13 protein-coding genes and 1 tRNA gene are annotated in these 17429 nt (G+C 73.3%); 1 reads left to right on the forward strand and 13 read right to left on the reverse strand.

The genetic code is table 11. The annotated features are described in order from the left end of the window. Positions 1 to 85 precede the first annotated feature (85 nt). The 9 genes from RM844_RS11425 to RM844_RS11465 all read right to left on the reverse strand — a co-directional run bounded on the left by RM844_RS11425 (position 86) and on the right by RM844_RS11465 (position 12605). Positions 86 to 159 (reverse strand) — tRNA-Thr (locus RM844_RS11425). Positions 160 to 192: 33 nt separating this feature from the next. Next, entirely contained in the window at positions 193 to 402 is a 210-nt protein-coding gene (locus RM844_RS11430; protein WP_311666957.1) for a zf-HC2 domain-containing protein, read from the reverse strand. Between the two features lie 21 nt (positions 403 to 423). Next, positions 424 to 2016, reverse strand: coding sequence for an alpha/beta hydrolase (locus RM844_RS11435; protein WP_311666958.1), 1593 nt, complete (start codon positions 2014 to 2016; stop codon positions 424 to 426). Positions 2017 to 2061: 45 nt separating this feature from the next. Further along, positions 2062 to 3264, reverse strand: coding sequence for a DNA polymerase III subunit delta' (locus tag RM844_RS11440; RefSeq protein WP_311667265.1), 1203 nt, complete (start codon positions 3262 to 3264; stop codon positions 2062 to 2064). Between the two features lie 127 nt (positions 3265 to 3391). Then, entirely contained in the window at positions 3392 to 6343 is a 2952-nt protein-coding gene (gene tmk / locus RM844_RS11445) for a dTMP kinase (RefSeq protein ID WP_311666959.1), read from the reverse strand. Positions 6344 to 6561: 218 nt separating this feature from the next. Continuing rightward, positions 6562 to 9423: a type I DNA topoisomerase gene (gene topA / locus RM844_RS11450; RefSeq protein WP_311666960.1), complete on the reverse strand. Its 2862-nt coding sequence runs from the start codon at positions 9421 to 9423 to the stop codon at positions 6562 to 6564. Between the two features lie 196 nt (positions 9424 to 9619). After that, the gene (locus RM844_RS11455; RefSeq protein WP_311666961.1) at positions 9620 to 11146 is read right to left on the reverse strand and encodes a DUF7059 domain-containing protein; all 1527 of its coding nucleotides are present in this window, start codon (positions 11144 to 11146) and stop codon (positions 9620 to 9622) included. 25 nt (positions 11147 to 11171) lie between these two features. Then, positions 11172 to 11861 (reverse strand): small secreted protein, encoded by a 690-nt coding sequence (locus RM844_RS11460; protein WP_311666962.1) that lies wholly within the window; start codon positions 11859 to 11861, stop codon positions 11172 to 11174. 123 nt (positions 11862 to 11984) lie between these two features. Beyond that, positions 11985 to 12605, reverse strand: a complete 621-nt coding sequence (locus tag RM844_RS11465) for an HAD family hydrolase (protein ID WP_311666963.1) — start codon at positions 12603 to 12605, stop codon at positions 11985 to 11987. A 162-nt stretch (positions 12606 to 12767) separates the two neighbouring features. Here RM844_RS11465 and RM844_RS11470 point away from each other — a divergent pair, with 162 nt between their 5' ends. After that, positions 12768 to 13343 carry an NUDIX hydrolase gene (locus tag RM844_RS11470; protein WP_311666964.1) on the forward strand — a complete coding sequence of 192 codons (576 nt, stop codon included), beginning with the start codon at positions 12768 to 12770 and terminating at the stop codon, positions 13341 to 13343. On the opposite strand, the gene RM844_RS11475 is transcribed toward RM844_RS11470, so the two are convergent. The 4 genes from RM844_RS11475 to RM844_RS11490 all read right to left on the reverse strand — a co-directional run bounded on the left by RM844_RS11475 (position 13336) and on the right by RM844_RS11490 (position 17347). Continuing rightward, the gene (locus RM844_RS11475) at positions 13336 to 13479 is read right to left on the reverse strand and encodes a hypothetical protein (RefSeq protein ID WP_311666965.1); all 144 of its coding nucleotides are present in this window, start codon (positions 13477 to 13479) and stop codon (positions 13336 to 13338) included. The two genes, RM844_RS11470 and RM844_RS11475, sit on opposite strands and share 8 nt — an antisense overlap. Positions 13480 to 13568: 89 nt before the next feature. Further along, positions 13569 to 15968 carry a sodium-translocating pyrophosphatase gene (locus RM844_RS11480; protein WP_311666966.1) on the reverse strand — a complete coding sequence of 800 codons (2400 nt, stop codon included), beginning with the start codon at positions 15966 to 15968 and terminating at the stop codon, positions 13569 to 13571. Between the two features lie 489 nt (positions 15969 to 16457). Beyond that, entirely contained in the window at positions 16458 to 16877 is a 420-nt protein-coding gene (locus RM844_RS11485) for an ATP-binding protein (RefSeq protein ID WP_311666967.1), read from the reverse strand. A gap of 128 nt (positions 16878 to 17005) precedes the next feature. Continuing rightward, the gene (locus tag RM844_RS11490; protein ID WP_052847650.1) at positions 17006 to 17347 is read right to left on the reverse strand and encodes an STAS domain-containing protein; all 342 of its coding nucleotides are present in this window, start codon (positions 17345 to 17347) and stop codon (positions 17006 to 17008) included. Between the last annotated feature and the right edge of the window lie 82 nt (positions 17348 to 17429).

Below are 17429 nucleotides of genomic sequence, written 5' to 3' on the forward strand. Positions count from 1 at the left end.
GGTGTACAGAATGTGTACAGGGCCCCCGGGTGGTAGCCACCCGGGGGCCCTGTCATTTGCCCGCTGACCTGCTGCGGAACCGCTGAGCCGCCTAAGGGAATCGAACCCTTGACCTACGCATTACGAGTGCGTCGCTCTGGCCGACTGAGCTAAGGCGGCGGATGCGCCCGGAGGGCGCTCGGCGGAGCCAGTCTACACAGGTTCCTGGGGTGCTCCGGCGGGGCGGCGGCGACGGAGGATGTCGTCGGTCGCCGCCCGGAGCGTGGTGAGGTGCTTGGACCATCGGCTACAGCTCAGGCAGCTGGTCAGGTGGTGGTCAAGCGCCTGTTCGGTGACGGTCGCGGGCAGCGGCGTGCCCGTGGCCCGCGCCGATATGGCGGAGCGGAAGTGGTTACAGGCCATGGCGATGATCATCCCAGGCGATCAGCAGGTGGTCCCCTCGTCGGGCACGGTATTCGCCAACAGATAACCCTCGACCGCGCTGTCGACGCAGGCGCTGACCCCGCCGTAGGCGGTGTGCCCGTCGCCGTCGAAGGTGAGGAGGACGCCGGAGGAGAGCTGGTCGGCCAGCCCCTCGGACCAGGCGTACGGGGTGGCCGGGTCGCGGGTGGTGCCGACCACCAGGATCGGGTCGGCGCCCTCGGCGGCGATGCTCATCGGCCCGCCGGACGGCTCCACCGGCCAGGCGGCGCAGACCAGGGTGGCCCAGGCGAAGTCGGCGCCGAAGGTCGGCGAGGCCTCCTCGTAGGACGCCAGCTGCTCGCGCACCGCGTCCGGGTCGGCGTTGCCGGCCGGGCTGTCCAGGCAGCTGATCGCCGGGAAGGCGAACATGTCGGTGTCGTAGCCGCCGCCCGGGCCACGCCCGTTGTAGCTGTCCGCCAGGGTCAGCAGCGGGCCGCCGTCGGCGTCCTCGATGGCCGCGGTGAGCGCCTCCCGGAGCGAGGGCCACAGGCTCTCGGAGTAGAGCGCGTAGGCCACCCCCGTGGTGGCCAGGGACTCCGTCAACTGCCGGTCCTCGCCGGTGCGCAGCGGCTCGGCGTCGACCGCGGCGAAGAAGTCGATGAGGCGCGCGGAGGCGTCGTCCGCGCTCTCCTGTCCGAGCGGGCAGTCGCCGCCCGCGACGCAGTCCTCGGCGAACGAGCGGAAGGCCGTCTCGAAACCGCCGGCCTGCTCGCGGTCGGTGCTGAGGGTGTCCAGCCGCGGGTCCATGGCGGCGTCCAGCACCAGGTGGCCGACCCGGTGCGGGAAGAGGCCGGCGTAGACCGCGCCGAGCTTGGTGCCGTAGGAGAAGCCGACGTAGTGCAGGGCCTCGTCGCCGAGGGCCTGCCGCAGCACGTCCATGTCCCGGGCGGACTCGATGGTGGAGATGTGCTCCAGCAGCTCCCCGGAGCGCTCCAGGCAGCCCTGGCCGAACTCCTCGTGCGCGGCGACCAGCTCCGCCACCTCGGCCTCGTCGTCCGGGGTCCGGTCGGTCAGGGTGTAGGCGTCCATCGCCGCGCCGTCCAGGCAGGCGACGGGCTCGCTGCGGCCGGTGCCGCGGGCGTCCAGGCCGACCATGTCGTACCGGGCGCGGACCTCGTCCGAGTAGATGTACTCGGCGGAACTCTGCGCGAAGTCGACGGCGGAGGCACCCGGGCCGCCCGGGTTCATCAGGAGGGCGCCGATCCGCTCTCCCTGGTCGGTGGCGCGCGACCGGGTCACGGTGAGCTGGAGGTCGGTGGCCGGGTCCGGGTTCTCGTAGTCGAGGGGGACGGTGAGGACGGCGCACTGGAATTCGGCGGCCTGGCAGCCGCTCCAGTTCAGCTCCTGCTCGTAGTAGGGCAGCAGCTCGCCGGCGATCTCCTCGGGCAGTGGTTCGAGGGGTGGCGCGTCCGGGGGATCGGTGGACGTGGAACCGTCCGAGGCGTCCCCTTCCGGCGCGCGTTCGTCGGGGCGCTCCTCCGTCGAGGAACAGCCCGCCACGAGCAGCGTGGTGGCGGTGAGCAGGGCAAAGGCGAGGCGGCCGGTGGTGCGCATGGGTCCCCCGTGGTTGCTGACACGGACTCCCGGTGAGCGTACCTGTCAGCGCAGCGCCAACGTCATCGCCTCCACGGCCAGCAGCGGGGCGACATTGCGGTCGAGGGCGCGGCGGCAGTCCAGGATCGCCTCCATCCGCAGCAGTGTCCGCTCCGGGCTGGAGGCGGCGGCGACCCGCCGGACCGGCTGCTCGGTCTCCCCACCGACCATCCCACCGGCGTGTCCCAGCTGGTGCGCCAGCACATCCCGGTAGAACGTGGTCAGCTCCGTCAACGCCAGGTCCAACGCGTCGCGTTGAGTGCGGGTGGCGCGGCGCTTCTGGCGGTCCTCCAGGTCCTTCATCACGCCGGCCGTGCCGCGCGGCAGGCGCTTGCCCTCGGCCGCGCCCAGGGCGGCGCGCAGCTCCTCCGTCTCCTTGCCGTCGAGCTCCTCGGCGATCTGCTTGGCGTCCTCGGCCGCCGAGTCCACCAGCTCCTGGGCGGCGCGCAGCGCGCCGCCCACGTCCGAAACCCGCTCCGGCAGCCGCAGCACCGCCTGCCGGCGGGCCCTGGCCCGCTCGTCGGTGGCGAGCCGGCGGGCCCGGCCGATGTGGCCCTGGGTGGCCCGGGCGGCGGCCTCGGCGATCTCGGGCTCGATGCCGTCCCGCCGCACCAGCAGATCGGCCACCGCCGCCACCGGGGGGGTGCGCAGCGGCAGTTGCCGGCAGCGGGAGCGGATGGTGGGCAGCACGTCCTCGATGGAGGGGGCGCAGAGCAGCCAGACCGTGCGCGGGGCCGGCTCCTCGACGGCCTTCAGCAGGACGTTGCCGGCGCCCTCGGTCAGCCGGTCGGCGTCCTCCAGGACGATCACCTGCCACCGGCCGCCGGCCGGCGAGAGCTGGGCCCGCCGGACCAGCTCCCTGGTCTCCTTGACGCCGATGGTGAGCAGGTCGGTGCGGACCACCTCGACGTCGGCGTGGGTGCCGACGAGGGAGGTGTGGCAGCCGTCGCAGAAGCCGCAGCCGGGCTGGCCGCCGAGCGCGCGGTCCGGGCTGACGCACTGGAGGGCGGCGGCGAAGGCGCGGGCCGCCGTGGACCGGCCGGAGCCCGGCGGGCCGGTGAAGAGCCAGGCGTGGGTCATCGAGGAGCCGGACAGCTCCGGCTCGGCGCCGCGCCCGACGGCGGAGACGTAGGCGTCCGCGTCCCGGGCGGCGGCGGACAGCTGGCCCACCACCCGGTCCTGACCTACCAGATCGTCCCAGACCGCCATCGCGCTCACCTCCGCACCGCACTCGGCGCCCGCCCGGGCGCCGTCGACCATTCTGCGGCACCGCACTGACAACGCCGGCGGGGGCCGCCGCGGCGACCCCCGAACCGAACCAGACCGAACCGCGCCGCTAGCGGCGGCGCCGGCCCCCGGTGTCCTCGTCGTCCGGCTCGTCGCCGGTCGGCCGCGGGCCGAGCAACTCGTCGGCCAGCGTGGGCACGTCGTCCAGCGGGGTCTCCTCCGCCCACTCGGGGCGGCGCCTGGACACCGGCGGCTCGTCCTCGATCCGGGGCAGCTGACGGGTCTCGTCGGCCGCGGCCGCCTCGTCCGGGCGGGGCAGGACGGCGGTCTCCTCGTTGTCAGCCGGCCGGCCGTCGTCGCCGGGGTAGGCGTGCGGGATCTGCACCGTGGTGGCGTTGTCGGCGGCGGCCGCCCTGGCCTCCTCGGCGCGCAGCAGCGCCTCCTCGGCGAGCCGCTGCTTCTCGCGGCGCCGTTCCTCGGCCTGGGCGCGGAGCCTGGCCTCCTCCTCGGCCTCGCGGCGGCGGCGCTCCTCCTCCTCGCGGCGCAGCCGCTCCTCGGCCTCCCGGCGCTGCCGCTCCTCCTCGGCGGCCCGGCGCTCCTCCTCGGCTCGGAGCCTGGCCTCCTCGGCCCGGCGGGCCTCCTCGACGCGGCGCCGCTCCTCCTCCTCAAGGCGTCGGCGCTCGGCCTCGGCGGCCTGCTGCCTGGCGAGCTCCTCCTGGCGCTCGCGCTCCAGCCGGGCCTCTTCCTCCTGGCGCTCGCGTTCGAGGCGGGCTTCCTCCTCCTTGCGCTCACGCTCCAGCCGGGCTTCCTCCTCCTTGCGCTTGCGCTCCTCCTCGGCGAGCCGGCGGGCCTCCTCCTCGGCCTTGCGCCTGGCCTCCGCCTGGGCGCGCAGCTCGGCCTCGGAGAGCGGCAGCAGCTGGTCGAGGCGGTGGCGGGCCGCCATGGTGACGGACTCCGGGTCCTGCCCGGCGTCGATCACCAGGTAGCGGGCCGGGTCGGCGGCGGCCAGCGCGAGGAAGCCGGAGCGCACCCGCTGGTGGAACTCGTTGGGCTCGGACTCCAGCCGGTCCGGCGCCTCGGTGAAGCGCTCCCTGGCCGTCTCGGGGGAGACGTCGAGCAGCACGGTGAGGTGCGGCACCAGGCCGTCGGTGGCCCAGCGGGAGATCCGGGAGATCTCGACGGCGGAGAGGTCACGGCCGGCGCCCTGGTAGGCGACGGAGGAGTCGACATAGCGGTCGGTGATGACCACGGCGCCGCGCTCCAGCGCCGGCCTGACCACGGACTGGACGTGCTCGGCGCGGTCGGCGGCGTAGAGCAGCGCCTCCGCCTGGTGCGAGAGGCCGCCGGAGGCGACGTCCAGCAGGATGCCGCGGAGCCGCTGGCCGATCGGGGTGGCGCCCGGCTCCCGGGTCACCACCACCTCGTGGCCCTTGCTCCTGATCCACTCGGCCAGCGCCTCGACCTGGGTCGACTTGCCGGCGCCGTCGCCGCCCTCGACCGCGATGAAGAAGCCCTGCTCGGCGGGCGCGCTGACCGGCTCGGCGCCGCCGCGGACGGCGGCGCTGAGGTCCTTGCGGAGCGGCACGCCGCGGCGGTCGTCGGTGCGGCCGAGCACGATGGCGGCCACCGGCAGCAGCAGCACGCCGACCAGGGTCAGGGTGTAGGCGGCGCCGCCGTGGTCCAGCACGAAGTCGCCGCGGACCACCCGGTGCGGCCCGATCAGGGCGGCGGCGAGCGGGCCGGCGAGCACGGCGAGGGCGATGGCGACCCGCACCACGGCGTGCAGGTGCTGGGTGAGCTGGGGGCGCCGGAACTCCTCGGTCTCCTGGTCGAGCAGGGTGTGCCCGGTCCTGGCGGCGATGCCGGCGAGCAGGCCACTGGCCGCGGCGGTGAAGAGGACCGTGGCCGGGTCGGAGATGAGGCCGACGCCGAACAGGCCGAGGCCGGTGAGGGCGATCGCCAGGGCGAACAGCCGCCGGCGGGAGAGCCCGCGCAGCGTGCTGGGCGCCAGCCGGACGCCGGCCACCACGCCGCCGGTCAGGCCCAGCGTCAGCAGCCCGTAGGCGACGGGCCCGCCGCCCAGCTCGGCGACCCGCAGGACGCCCAGCGCGGCGGCGGCCGCGACGGCGGCGGCGACCGCGGCGCAGCCGAGGACCAGCACCGGGATCGCGCCGGTGCGGCCCTTGTCGGGCTCGGTGCCGGCGGCCGGCCGGCGCAGCCCGTGCAGCGGCGAGACCGGGCGCCGGGCGTCGGCCTGCGGCAGGCGCAGGAAGTACAGCACGGAGATCGCGGCGGCGAAGTAGCCGGCGGCGACGTAGGAGGCGAGCGCGGCCTGGTGGGTGTCGAACCAGTCGATGCCGGTGGCCAGCAGGTTGCTCACCAGCGAGGCGGCGACCAGGGTGACGGCGGCGACGGGCAGCACCAGGTAGCCGCCGCGCAGCCACAGCCGGCGCAGCGCGTCCTGGTGGTCCGGGAGCGGCCGGATCGCGGCGCCCTCGGGCGGCGGCGGGGGCAGCAGGGCGTGTGCCACGCTGTCCCGGCAGGCGACCCAGATCCGCTCGGCGACGCTGACCACGAAGACCGTGGCCAGCACGTAGACGTAGGCGGTGTCCGGGACCCAGTCGATCCACAGCGGGGCGACGATGAGCAGCGCGGCGCGCAGCCCGTCGGCCCCGATCATGGTCCAGCGACGGTCCAGCGGGCCGTTCGGCGCCAGCAGGCCGGCGACCGGGCCGAGCAGCAGCACGCCGGCGAGGCCGGTGGCCAGCAGCCGCACCGCGAAGGCCGCGGTGACGGCCAGCGCGAGGCCCCGGTACTCGCCGCCGAAGAGCGGCTCACCGGAGGCCGGCACGTGCAGGGCGGCCTGCACCGTGAGCAGCACCAGCACCAGCAGGGCCAGGGCATCGCCTATGCCGCTGGTGAAGTGGGCCTCGTACAGCCGGCGCAGGGCGGGGACCTGCAACAGCGCCCCGTGGGCACGGTCACGGGAGTCCGCGGCGAGCGCCTCGTCGGTGGCGCCCGGGGTGGGGTCAACAACCTGGGGTTGCTCTGCTCGCGTCATTCGGCCAGCGTAACCTTCGGGATCTGAGGAGGACCGCCCCGCCCGAACACCTGCCCGGGCTAACGGTCGTGGGGAGAACAGAGGTTACTCCGCCGCACCGACAAACGCCCCGGCGGCGGGAGCGCCCCCCGCCCGCGGACCGGCCGCGACGGGCCTCGGACGCGCTGGCCGGAGCCCCGGCTCTGAGCCGGCTCCCGGGCCCCGACCAGCGACGACCGTCACTCGGCCGGCGGCTCGCCGGCCCCGGCCGCGGACTTCTTCGCCGCCGTCTTCCTGGCCGCCGTCTTGGTGGCGGTGGCCTTCTTGGTGGCCTTCTTGGCCGCGGTCTTCGTCGTCGTCTTCTTCGTCGTCGTCTTCTTCGCGGCGGCCTTCTTGGCCGGGGCCTTCTTCGCCGGCGCCTTCTTGGCCGCCTTCTTCGTCGGCCCCTTCGCCCGCCGCTCCGCGAGGAGTTCGTAGCCGCGCTCGGGCGTGATGGTCTCCGGGTCGTCGTCCCGGCGCAGCGTGGCGTTGGTCTCGCCGTCGGTCACGTAGGGGCCGAACCGCCCGTCCTTGACCACCACCGGGCGCCCGTTGGTCGGGTCCTCCCCCAGCTCCTTCAGCGGCGGCTTGGCCGCGGCCCGGCCCCGCTGCTTGGGCTGGGCGTAGATGGCCAACGCCTGCTCAAGGGTGATCGTGAACATCTGCTCCTCGGTCTCCAACGACCGGGAGTCGGTCCCCTTCTTCAGGTACGGCCCGTAGCGCCCGTTCTGCGCGGTGATCTCCTGGTCGGACTCCGGGTCGACGCCCACCACCCGGGGCAGCGCGAGCAGCCGCAGCGCGTCCTGGAGCGTGACGCTCTCCAGCGACATCGACTTCAGCAGCGAGGCGGTGCGCGGCTTGACCGCGTTCTTCCCCGACTTGGGGGTGCCCTCGGGCAGCACCTCGGTGACGTAGGGACCGTACCGGCCGTCCCTGGCCACGATCTGCCGGCCGCTTTCCGGGTCGGTGCCCAACTCGAAGTCGCCGCTGGGCTTGGCGAGCAGCTCCTTGGCCAGGTCCACGCTCAGCTCGTCCGGCGGCAGGTCGTCCGGCACGTCGGCGCGCTTGCCCGGCTGGCCCTCCTCCTGGCCGGGCTCCGGCGGGGCCTCCACGTAGGGGCCGTAGCGGCCGACCCGCAGCACGATGCCCTCGCCCACCGGGAACGAGGAGATCTCCCGGGCGTCGATCGCGCCCAGGTCGGTGACCAGCTCCTTCAGCCCGCCGAGGTGGTCGCCGTCGCCGTTCCCCGCCTCGGCGGCCGTGCCCTGGCCCTCGCCCTCACCGAAGTAGAAGCGGCGCAGCCACGGCACCGCCTCCGCGTCGCCGGTGGCGATCCGGTCCAGGTCGTCCTCCATCTTCGCCGTGAAGTCGTAGTCCACCAGCCGACCGAAGTGCTGCTCCAGCAGGTTGACCACGGCGAAGGAGAGGAACGACGGCACCAGCGCCGTCCCCTTCTTGAAGACGTAACGCCGGTCGAGAATGGTGCCGATGATGCTGGCGTAGGTGGACGGGCGGCCGATCTCCCGTTCCTCCAGCTCCTTGACCAGCGTCGCCTCGGTGTACCTGGCCGGCGGCTTGGTGGCGTGCCCGTCCGGGCTGATGGCCCGGGCGGCCAGCGGGTCGCCCTCGGCGACCGCCGGCAGCCGGCGCTCCCGGTCGTCCAACTCGGCGTTGGGGTCGTCGGCACCCTCGACATAGGCCTTGAGGAAGCCGTGGAAGGTGATCACCTTGCCGGTCGCGCTGAACTCGCAGTCCTGCCCGTCCGCGCTGGTCCCGGCGACCCGGACGGCCACCGACTGGCCGACGGCGTCCTTCATCTGGGAGGCGACGGTGCGCTTCCAGATCAGCTCGTAGAGACGGTACTGATCGCCCGTCAGGCCGGTCTCGGCCGGCGTCCGGAAGCGGTCACCCGAGGGCCGGATCGCCTCGTGCGCCTCCTGCGCGTTCTTCACCTTGCTGGCGTAGACGCGCGGCCGGTCCGGCAGGTAGTCCGCGCCGTAGAGCTGGGTCACCTGGGACCTGGCCGCCGCCACCGCCGTGTCCGACAGGGTCGTCGAGTCGGTCCGCATGTAGGTGATGAAGCCGTTCTCGTACAGCCGCTGCGCCACCTGCATCGCGGCCTTGGCCCCCATCCCCAGCTTGCGTGAGGCCTCCTGCTGGAGCGTGGTGGTGCGGAACGGCGCGTACGGGGAACGGCGGTACGGCTTGGACTCCACCGAGCGGACGGCGAAGCTCGCCCCGGCCAGCGCCTCGGCCAGCGCCCGCGCGTTCTCCTCGCTGAGCTGCCGGACCTGGCCCGGGTTGCGCAGCTCGCCGTCGGGGCCGAAGTCGCGGCCCTGCGCGATCCGCCGGCCGTCGACGGCGGTCAGCCGGGCGTCGAAGGTGCCCGCCTCGCCGGCGGCCGCGAAGGTGCCGGTGAGGTCCCAGTACTCGGCGGACCGGAACGCGATCCGCTCCCGCTCCCGCTCGACCACCAGGCGGGTGGCGACCGACTGCACCCGGCCGGCGGAGAGCCGGGGCATGACCTTCTTCCACAGGACCGGGGAGACCTCGTAGCCGTAGAGCCGGTCCAGGATGCGGCGGGTCTCCTGCGCGTCGACCAGCAGCTGGTTCAGCTCGCGCGGGTTGTTCACCGCGGCCCTGATGGCGTCCCTGGTGATCTCGTGGAAGACCATCCGGCGCACCGGCACCTTGGGCTTGAGCACCTCCCGCAGGTGCCAGGCGATGGCCTCGCCCTCGCGGTCCTCGTCCGTGGCCAGGTACAGCTCGTCGGACTCGGCGAGCAGCTGCTTGAGCTTGCGCACCTGGTCGCGCTTGTCGCTGTTGACCACGTAGAGCGGCTGGAAGTTCTCGTCCACGTTGACCCCGAGCCGGGCCCAGGGCTCGCCCTTGTACTCGGCGGGCACCTCGGCGGCGCCGCTGGGGAGGTCACGGATGTGCCCCACGCTCGCCTCGACCACATATCCGGGGCCGAGGTAGCCCTTGATCGTCTTGGCCTTGGCGGGCGACTCCACAATGACGAGTCGGCGTCCGCCATCGGCGGTGTCGCTGGTCGGGGACAACTTCTCGCTCTTCTCTCCAGCCCGGGGGAAAGTTCTGACGGTGCGGAGTGTGACGGTACATCCCTGCTGCGTGTCAAATGGGAAAACCCCGCAACGCATCTCGAACGGTAACCCGAGACCCGCCCCTCCCGCCGCCTCATGACACCCGGACCGCCCGTCGCGGGACCGCCTGACGGGGTCGGCAGGGCCCGTCAGATCAGTCGGCGGGCAACAGAAAGCCCTGCTCAACGAGGGTGCGCAGCCATTCGGGAGCGGTGGCCCGCAGGCTTGCCGGGTCCTCGTCAACCAGCTGGGCAATGGCGTCCAACAGCGGCCCGGCGGCGAGGCTTCCGTCACAGCTGCCGGCGAATCCGGCGCTGATCGTGTCCATCGCGGTGGCCCGCAGCATCCCGTGGCGTTGACGCAGGACCACGTGCTCGGGGTGCTCGGCGCCCGGCTCGCCGAGCTGTTCCTGGACCACCCCGTCGGCCAGTGTGTAGGCGGCGGACAGCAGTTCCCGGTCGTCGTGGGCGCGCAGGAAGTCGCGCCGCGCGAAGTGCGCCGGGACCGCCGCGCCGAGCGGCTGGGCGACGGCGTGCGGCCAGTCCTCGATCAGCACCGAGGGGTCGCTCCGGTCCGACCGACGCAGCGTGATCCAGCCAAAGCCGACGGACCGCACCCGGCGCGTCGCGAACTCGTCGAGCCAGGCGTGGTAGGCACGCCGGTACGCGGCCGGGTCGCCCTGGTGCGCCCCGGCGTCCCGCAGCCACAGCTCGGCGTACTCGTTGACGTCCTGCTCCTCGCGGCGCACGATCCAGGCGTCGCAGCCGGGCGGCAGCCAGGAGGCGAGCCGCTCGCGCCAGTCCGCGTCGGCCGGCTGCTCCCAGTTGGCGAGCAGCTGGCAGTAGCCGCCGGGGGCGAGCCGCTCGGCGGCGGAGCGCACCAGGGTGGCGCAGAGCGCGTCGCCCGGCAGGCCGCCGTCGCGGTAGGTCAGCCCGGCGTCCGGCCCGGCCGGGGAGATCACGAAGGGCGGGTTGGAGACGATCAGGTCGAACGGCTCGTCCGCCGCGACCGGGGCGAAGAGGGAACCCTGCCGCAGTTCGGCCTCTGGCGCGCCGGACAGGGCCAGGGTGAGCGCGGTGACGCGGAGCGCGCGGGGGTTGAGGTCGGTCGCGGTGACCTGGCCGGCGTGCCGGCTGAGGTGGAGGGCCTGGACGCCGCAGCCGGTGCCGAGATCGAGGGCCCGGCCGACGGGCTCGCGGAGAGTGAGTTGGGCCAGCGTCGTGGAGGCGCCCCCGGCGCCCAGCACCACATCGCGCCCCTGGCCGTGCGCCCCGGCGCCGCCGGCTACCGCGCGCCCCCGGTCGGATACCAGCCACCAGTCCTCGCCGCCATCGCCCGCGTAGGGGCGGATGTCCACGGTGGCGCGCACCGACTCGACCGCCCCGGACTCCGCCGCCACCAGCCAGCCGTCGGCACGGGCCTGGTGCAGCGGGAGCGCGGCGGCGGCCCGGTCGGCCGGCACGGACTCGCCCAGCAGGAAGAGCCGGACCAGCGTGGCCAACGGCCCGGCGTCCGCCCCGGCGGCCCGGAGCGCGGGCACCGTCTCGCCCCGCGCGAGCGCCGCGTACGCCGGAGCGCCCAGCAGTTCGAGCACGCCGTCGGGGGTGAAGGAGGCGGCCGACAGCGCCGCGCGGAGCCGCGCGGTGTCGGGTGACGGGACCGGAAGACCTTGGATACTCACCGGACCATTGTGGACACGCCCGCGCTCAGCCGTTCCCCTCGCCCGACTCCTCCTCCGCCGGGGCCTCCTCGCCCTCGTCGCCGGCCTCGGTCTCCTCGTCCGCCGGAGCTTCCTCGCCCTCGCCGCCGCCGGTGTCCCCGGCGTCCGCGCCGTCGTCGGTCTCGCTGGGCGCCGAGGGGCTCTGGCAGCCGTCCTGTCGGGCCATCGCCTCGCCCAGCTCGCTGCTCTGCAGCTCGTTGAGCGCCTCGTCGCCGCTCTGGCCCAACTCCTCAAGGTGGCCGGCGATCTCCTGGAGGCCCTCGGCGAAGGCGCCCTGGTCCGAGGTGTCAAGACCGTCCATCGTCTCGCGGAGCTGGCCGTAGGAGTCGGAGATGCCGCGCAGCTCGGTGACCGCGTCCTCACGGAGCTGGGCACCGTCGTCGACGGGCGGGTCGCCGGCCGAGTCGACGGCGTCGGCGAGCGCGCCGTAGGCCTCCGAGATGTTGCCGAAGGCGTCCGAGTCGGCCTGCTGCACCTCCTCGGGCGAGTGACTGCCGTCGCTCGCCTCCGCGATGGCGGTGTTCGCTTCCTGGATCCGCGCCACCTGCGGCTGCACCTGGTCGCAGACGTTCTGGGCCCACTCGTCGGCCTTGTTGTCGTCCTCACCGCCGCACGCCGTCAGCGTGAACACCAGCGCCGCACAACCCGACAGTGCCACCGGGAGCTTCTTCTTCACGTTCCTCGTCCCTTCGTGCCGCTCGGGCGGGAACTTACACGTCGAACATCCCTCTTCCGAGTGACGGTCGGCAGCGATGTCCTGATGTGCAGCCATTTGCATCAGTGCCGGTCTCGCGGTCCGTCAGACGTCGATCAGGGGCCTCAGCACCCGCCGCAGCTCCGCGTTGTCACGGTGCCAGACGGCCGTCATGCCCAGCTCCCGAGCCGCCGTCACATGGCCTTCCGTGTCGTCCACGAACAGGCAACGACCTGTGGGAACGCCGGCCCGCTCGGCGGCGATCCGGAAGATCTCGGGGTCCGGCTTGGCGACCCTGACCCGGGCCGAGTTGACGATCGCGTCCGCCACCTCGGTCAGACCGAGGGCGGCCAGGTCGGACTCCAACCGGGTGGTGGCGTTGGTCACAAGGACCACCGGCACCCGGCGCCTGACCTCCGTCAACATGGCGAGGACCACGGGATCAACCGATCCGGGGGTATCGGACCAGGCCTCGACCAGGGCGCGGGCCCGCTCGGGCGTCCCGCACGCCGGCGCGAGATCGGCCGCGACCGCCGCCCGCCACTCCTCGTCCGTCACCTGGCCGGTCACCGCGGGGACCAGCCGGTCCGGACGGAAGGCGGCGCTGGTCAGAGCGCCGGCGGGCAACCCGTAGGCGCGTTCCAACCGGGGCGGCGAAGTGGTGTCCCAGTGCCGCAGCACCCCGTCCAGGTCGCAGAGCAGGGCGTCGAAACGGCGGTCGGTCATGGCGGTCATCCCTTCACAGCGCGACGGGACGGAGGGTACCGCCCCGGTCCGACACCCCCACGTCCCGTCAAGTCCCGTGCCAGAACGGACCGATGGAAGGATCTTCGTCTGGAATGCTGACGGATGAGACGGGGACAAGGCGAGTCAGGCAAGGGGTAGCCGATGCGGTGGCGCATCCACGGTGAGCGGCAGATCTACGACGACCCATGGCTCGACCTGTGGCTGTACGACGTCGAACAGCCCGACGGGCGGCGCTACGAGCACCATGTGATCAAGCTGCGGCACCTCGCCGTCACCGTGCTGCTGGACGAACAGCGGCGCGTCCTCCTGCTCTGGCGGCACCGCTTCGTGACCGACACCTGGGCCTGGGAGCTGCCGATGGGTCTCATCGAGGCGGGGGAGAGCCCCGAGGAGGCGGCGGTCAGGGAGGCCGTGGAGGAGACCGGCTGGCGGCCGGGGACGCTGCGCCCGCTGATCTACAGCGAGCCGGCGAACGGCATCACCGACGCGGAACACCACGTCTTCCTCAGCGAGGACGCCGTCTGGTCGGGCCCGCCCACCGAGGTCAACGAGGCCGAGCGGATCGAGTGGGTGCCGCTCACCGAGGTCCTCGGCATGGTCCAGCGCCGCGAGATCGTCAGCGGGGCCACCCTGGTCGGTCTGCTCGCCCTGCTGGCGGACCGCGCGGCGCCGGCGGCCCCGCCCGTCCCACCGGCCAGGGAGCCCAGCGTCAGCTGACCGCCACCGGCCCCGGTATCGCGCCCGCGGGCCGGCGGGCCTCGGCGCCGTGCCGGCTGACGAAGGCGCGGTCCGGGCCCGGCCGCCCGACGGGCGGGGCGGCCGGCGGCCGGTCGCTCGGTTGGTCTCTGGTCATGGTGCCCAGGATGCCAGGGGGGTCTGACAGTCCCAGCGGCGGCCGGACGCCGGTCCGCCGCCCGCGACGGTCCGGCGTCCCGTCCCGGCTCAGCCCGTCGGGCGGTCCGCGGCGGCCGGCTCGGGGGTGGAGTCGTCCACCGCGATGCCACGCCGCCGGGAGACCTGGACCGCGACCACGATCACCAGCACCGCCAGCACCGCGATGCCGGCGCGCGCCCCGGCGTTGGCGTCGTCCCCGTAGCTGAGGGTGATCACGGCGGGGGCGATCAGCAGCGCGACCAGGTTCATGACCTTGAGCAGCGGGTTGATCGCGGGCCCCGCGGTGTCCTTGAAGGGGTCGCCTATCGTGTCGCCGATCACCGTGGCGGCGTGCGCCTCGCTGCCCTTGCCGCCGTGGTGGCCGTCCTCCACCAACTTCTTCGCGTTGTCCCAGGCACCGCCGGCGTTGGCCAGGAAGACCGCCATCAGGATGCCGGTCCCGATGGCGCCCGCCAGGTAGGCGCCCAGTGGGCCGATGCCCAGGCTGAAGCCGACCGCGATCGGCGCCACGACCGCCAGCAGCCCGGGCGTGGCCAGCTCACGCAGCGAGTCCCTGGTGCAGATGTCCACCACCCGGCCGTACTCGGGCTGCTCGGTGTGGTCCATGATCCCGGGGCGCTCCCGGAACTGCCGGCGCACCTCGTAGACGACGGAGCCGGCGGACCGGGAGACCGCGTTGATGGCCAGTCCGGAGAAGAGGAAGACGACGGCCGCGCCGAGCACGAGGCCCACCAGGTTGTTGGGCTGCGAGATGTCCAGGCTCAGCGCCGTCTCCCGAAGCACCTGGTCCGCCGTCAGGCCGGCCTCCGCCACGGCCTCGGCGACCGCGTCCCGATAGGAACCGAAGAGCGCGGCGGCGGCCAGCACGGCGGTGGCGATGGCGATGCCCTTCGTGACCGCCTTGGTGGTGTTGCCGACCGCGTCGAGATCGGTCAGCACCTGGGCGCCGTCACCGGTCACGTCCCCCGACATCTCGGCGATGCCCTGGGCGTTGTCGGCGACCGGGCCGAAGGTGTCCATGGCCACGATCACGCCGACCGTGGTCAGCAGGCCGGTGCCGGCCAGCGCCACCGCGAAGAGCGCCAGCATCACGGTGCCACCGGCCAGCGCGAAGGCGGCGTAGATGCTGAGTCCGACCAGCAGCGCGGTGTACACCGCGGACTCCAGGCCGAGCGAGAAGCCGGCCAGCACCACGGTCGCCGGGCCGGTCCGCGAGGTGCGCCCGATGTCCCGGACGGGGCGCCGGGACGGCTCGGTGAAGTAGCCGGTGAGCTGCTGGATCAGCGCGGCCAGCACGATGCCGATGGCGACCGCGGCCAGTGCGAACAGCCGCGGGTCGGCGTCATGACCGGCGACGGCCGCGGAGACCCCGGCCAACTCGGCGAAGCTGCCGGGGAGGTAGACGAAGCTCGCCACGGCGACCAGCACCAGGGAGATGCCGGCGGAGAGGAAGAAGCCGCGGTTGATGGCGGTCATGCTGGTGCGGTCGGAGCGGCGCGGCGCCACCAGGTAGATCCCGGCCATCGCGGTGAGCACCCCGATCCCCGGCACCAGCAGCGGGAACGCCAGTCCGGCGTCGCCGAACGCCACCGTGCCCAGGATCAGCGCCGCGACCAGGGTCACCGCGTACGACTCGAAGAGGTCGGCCGCCATGCCCGCGCAGTCGCCGACGTTGTCGCCCACGTTGTCGGCGATGGTGGCGGCGTTCCGCGGGTCGTCCTCCGGGATGCCCTGCTCGACCTTGCCGACCAGGTCGGCGCCGACGTCGGCGGCCTTGGTGAAGATGCCGCCGCCGACCCGCATGAACATCGCGATCAGGGCGGCGCCGAGCCCGAATCCCTCCAGCACCTTCGGCGCGTCGGCCGCGTAGACCAGCACCACGCTGGCCGCGCCGAGCAGGCCGAGGCCCACCGTGCACATCCCGACGACCCCACCGGTGCGGAAGGCGATCCGCATCGCCTGATGGCGTACCGCGACCAGATCCCTTTCGCCGTTTCCTTTCCCGCTTTCTCCTCCGGCTGCCCCGTTGTTCCCACCCGCAGCACGGGCCGCCGCCGCCACCCGGACATTGCTGCGCACCGCCAGCCACATTCCCAGATAACCGGTCCCGGCGGAGAACACGGCACCCACCACGAAGAACAGCGATCTGCCGATCCGCTCGTTCCAGTCGTCGGCCGGCAGGAGAAGCAGCAGGAACACGACGGCCACCGCGAATCCCGCCAGGGTGCGGAGTTGTCTCGCGAGATAGGCGTTGGCGCCCTCCTGTACGGCGGCGGCGATCTTCCGCATGCGCTCCGTGCCCTCGTCGGCCGCGAGCACCTGCCGCACCAGGACGACCGCCAGTCCCAGGGCCGCGAGCGCCACCAGGGCGATCAGCAGGACCAGGACCCGGTTTCCACTGGTGAGTTCGACGGCGTCGGCTGCCTGTATGACCCGGGAGTGTGCCATTCGTCCTCCTTGACGCTCAGGCGTGCTCCGGAAAACTGACAGACATGGCCGGAGTGTAGGGAAGCACTCCGATTCGGCACAGGGGACGCGGAGCAGAAATACCGGCCGGGGCGCCTTGCCGTACAACGGGCGGACGAATGATCGAAAACGGCGCCCGGAACCTGATCAACAAATGAGGTGAGACATGGTCAGCGGGGAGACCGGGGCGGGAATTCGGACCGCGGAAACACGTTGCGGGCGAGCCGCCCGAAATCCGTGGTCAGGCGAACGCGGGCCGGGGGCCGGGCTCGGGCTGTCGTGTGGTGCCGGCCCGCGGCCCGGTGCGCTGCGGTGCGCTGCGGAGGAGAACGCGTACGGGGAGGCGCGTGTGACCGGCGGGCACGCACGCGCGCCCGGTCCGGGGCCGGAGGCCGGTCGGACCGGGCGGTGTGGAAGGAGCGGCCGGCCGCTCGGGGAACCGCCGGCTCGGGAAGAACCGCGGCGGGCGGCTCAGGGGAGGGAGGGCGTGGCCGTGGGCCAGCTCATCCTGATCAGGCCGCCCGAGGCCGCCGAGACGACCTCCACGTCGTCCACCAGACCGCTGATCACGGCCAGGCCCAGCTCGTCGGTGTCCTCGGCGGCCTCGCTGGCCGAGGACTCCCGGGGGGCCGGCACCGCGCTGGGCGCGTCGTCACCGACCTCGATGGAGAAGGATTTCTCACCCTCGGTGAGCACCACCCGCACCGGGCTGGTCAGTCCGTGGATGGCGTGCAGACCGACCGCGCGGCTGCACGCCTCGCCGACCGCGAGACGCAACTCGTCCAGCGCGGACTCCTCCACCCCGGCCCGCCTGGCGACCGCGGCGGCGACCAGCCGGGCGGTGCGCACATGCTCCGGGGACGCGCTGAAGCGGAGTTCGACGGTGGCCATGCCATCCCCCTCGGTGATGCGGACAGCACGCCCCGGCCATGGTGGCGACGGCGGCTAGACCGTCGCGCGGCCGGGGCGGCTGGTTGGTGATCTTTCGAACTTCTGCTGGGCGTGCCTGGCACCACGTGTCAGTCGGTGGCGGCGATGGCCTCGTCCACGGACTCGTGGATCGGGAAGACCTTGGTCAGGCCCGTGATCCGGAAGATCTTGAGAATGCGTTCCTGATTGCACACCAGTCGCAGCGAGCCCTCCTGCGCCCGCACCCGCTTCAGGCCACCCACCAGCACGCCAAGCCCCGTGGAGTCCAGGAAGTCAACGCGCTCCATGTCCACCACGAGGTGGTGGTTGCCGTCGTTGACCAGCTCCACCAGCTGTTCGCGCAGTTTGGGCGCGGTGTATACGTCGATCTCGCCGCCGACCTCGACGACCGTGCGGTCGCCTACGGTTCGGGTCGAAAGGGACAGGTCCACGGATCGTCCTCCAGCACCTTGCTAACGAGCGGTCGCCCCCCATGGATCGGCAGCCGCCAGGGCATTCAACCACTTACCGCCT

The organism is Streptomyces chisholmiae (assembly GCF_031845445.1).
GTDB lineage: Bacteria > Actinomycetota > Actinomycetes > Streptomycetales > Streptomycetaceae > Streptomyces > Streptomyces chisholmiae.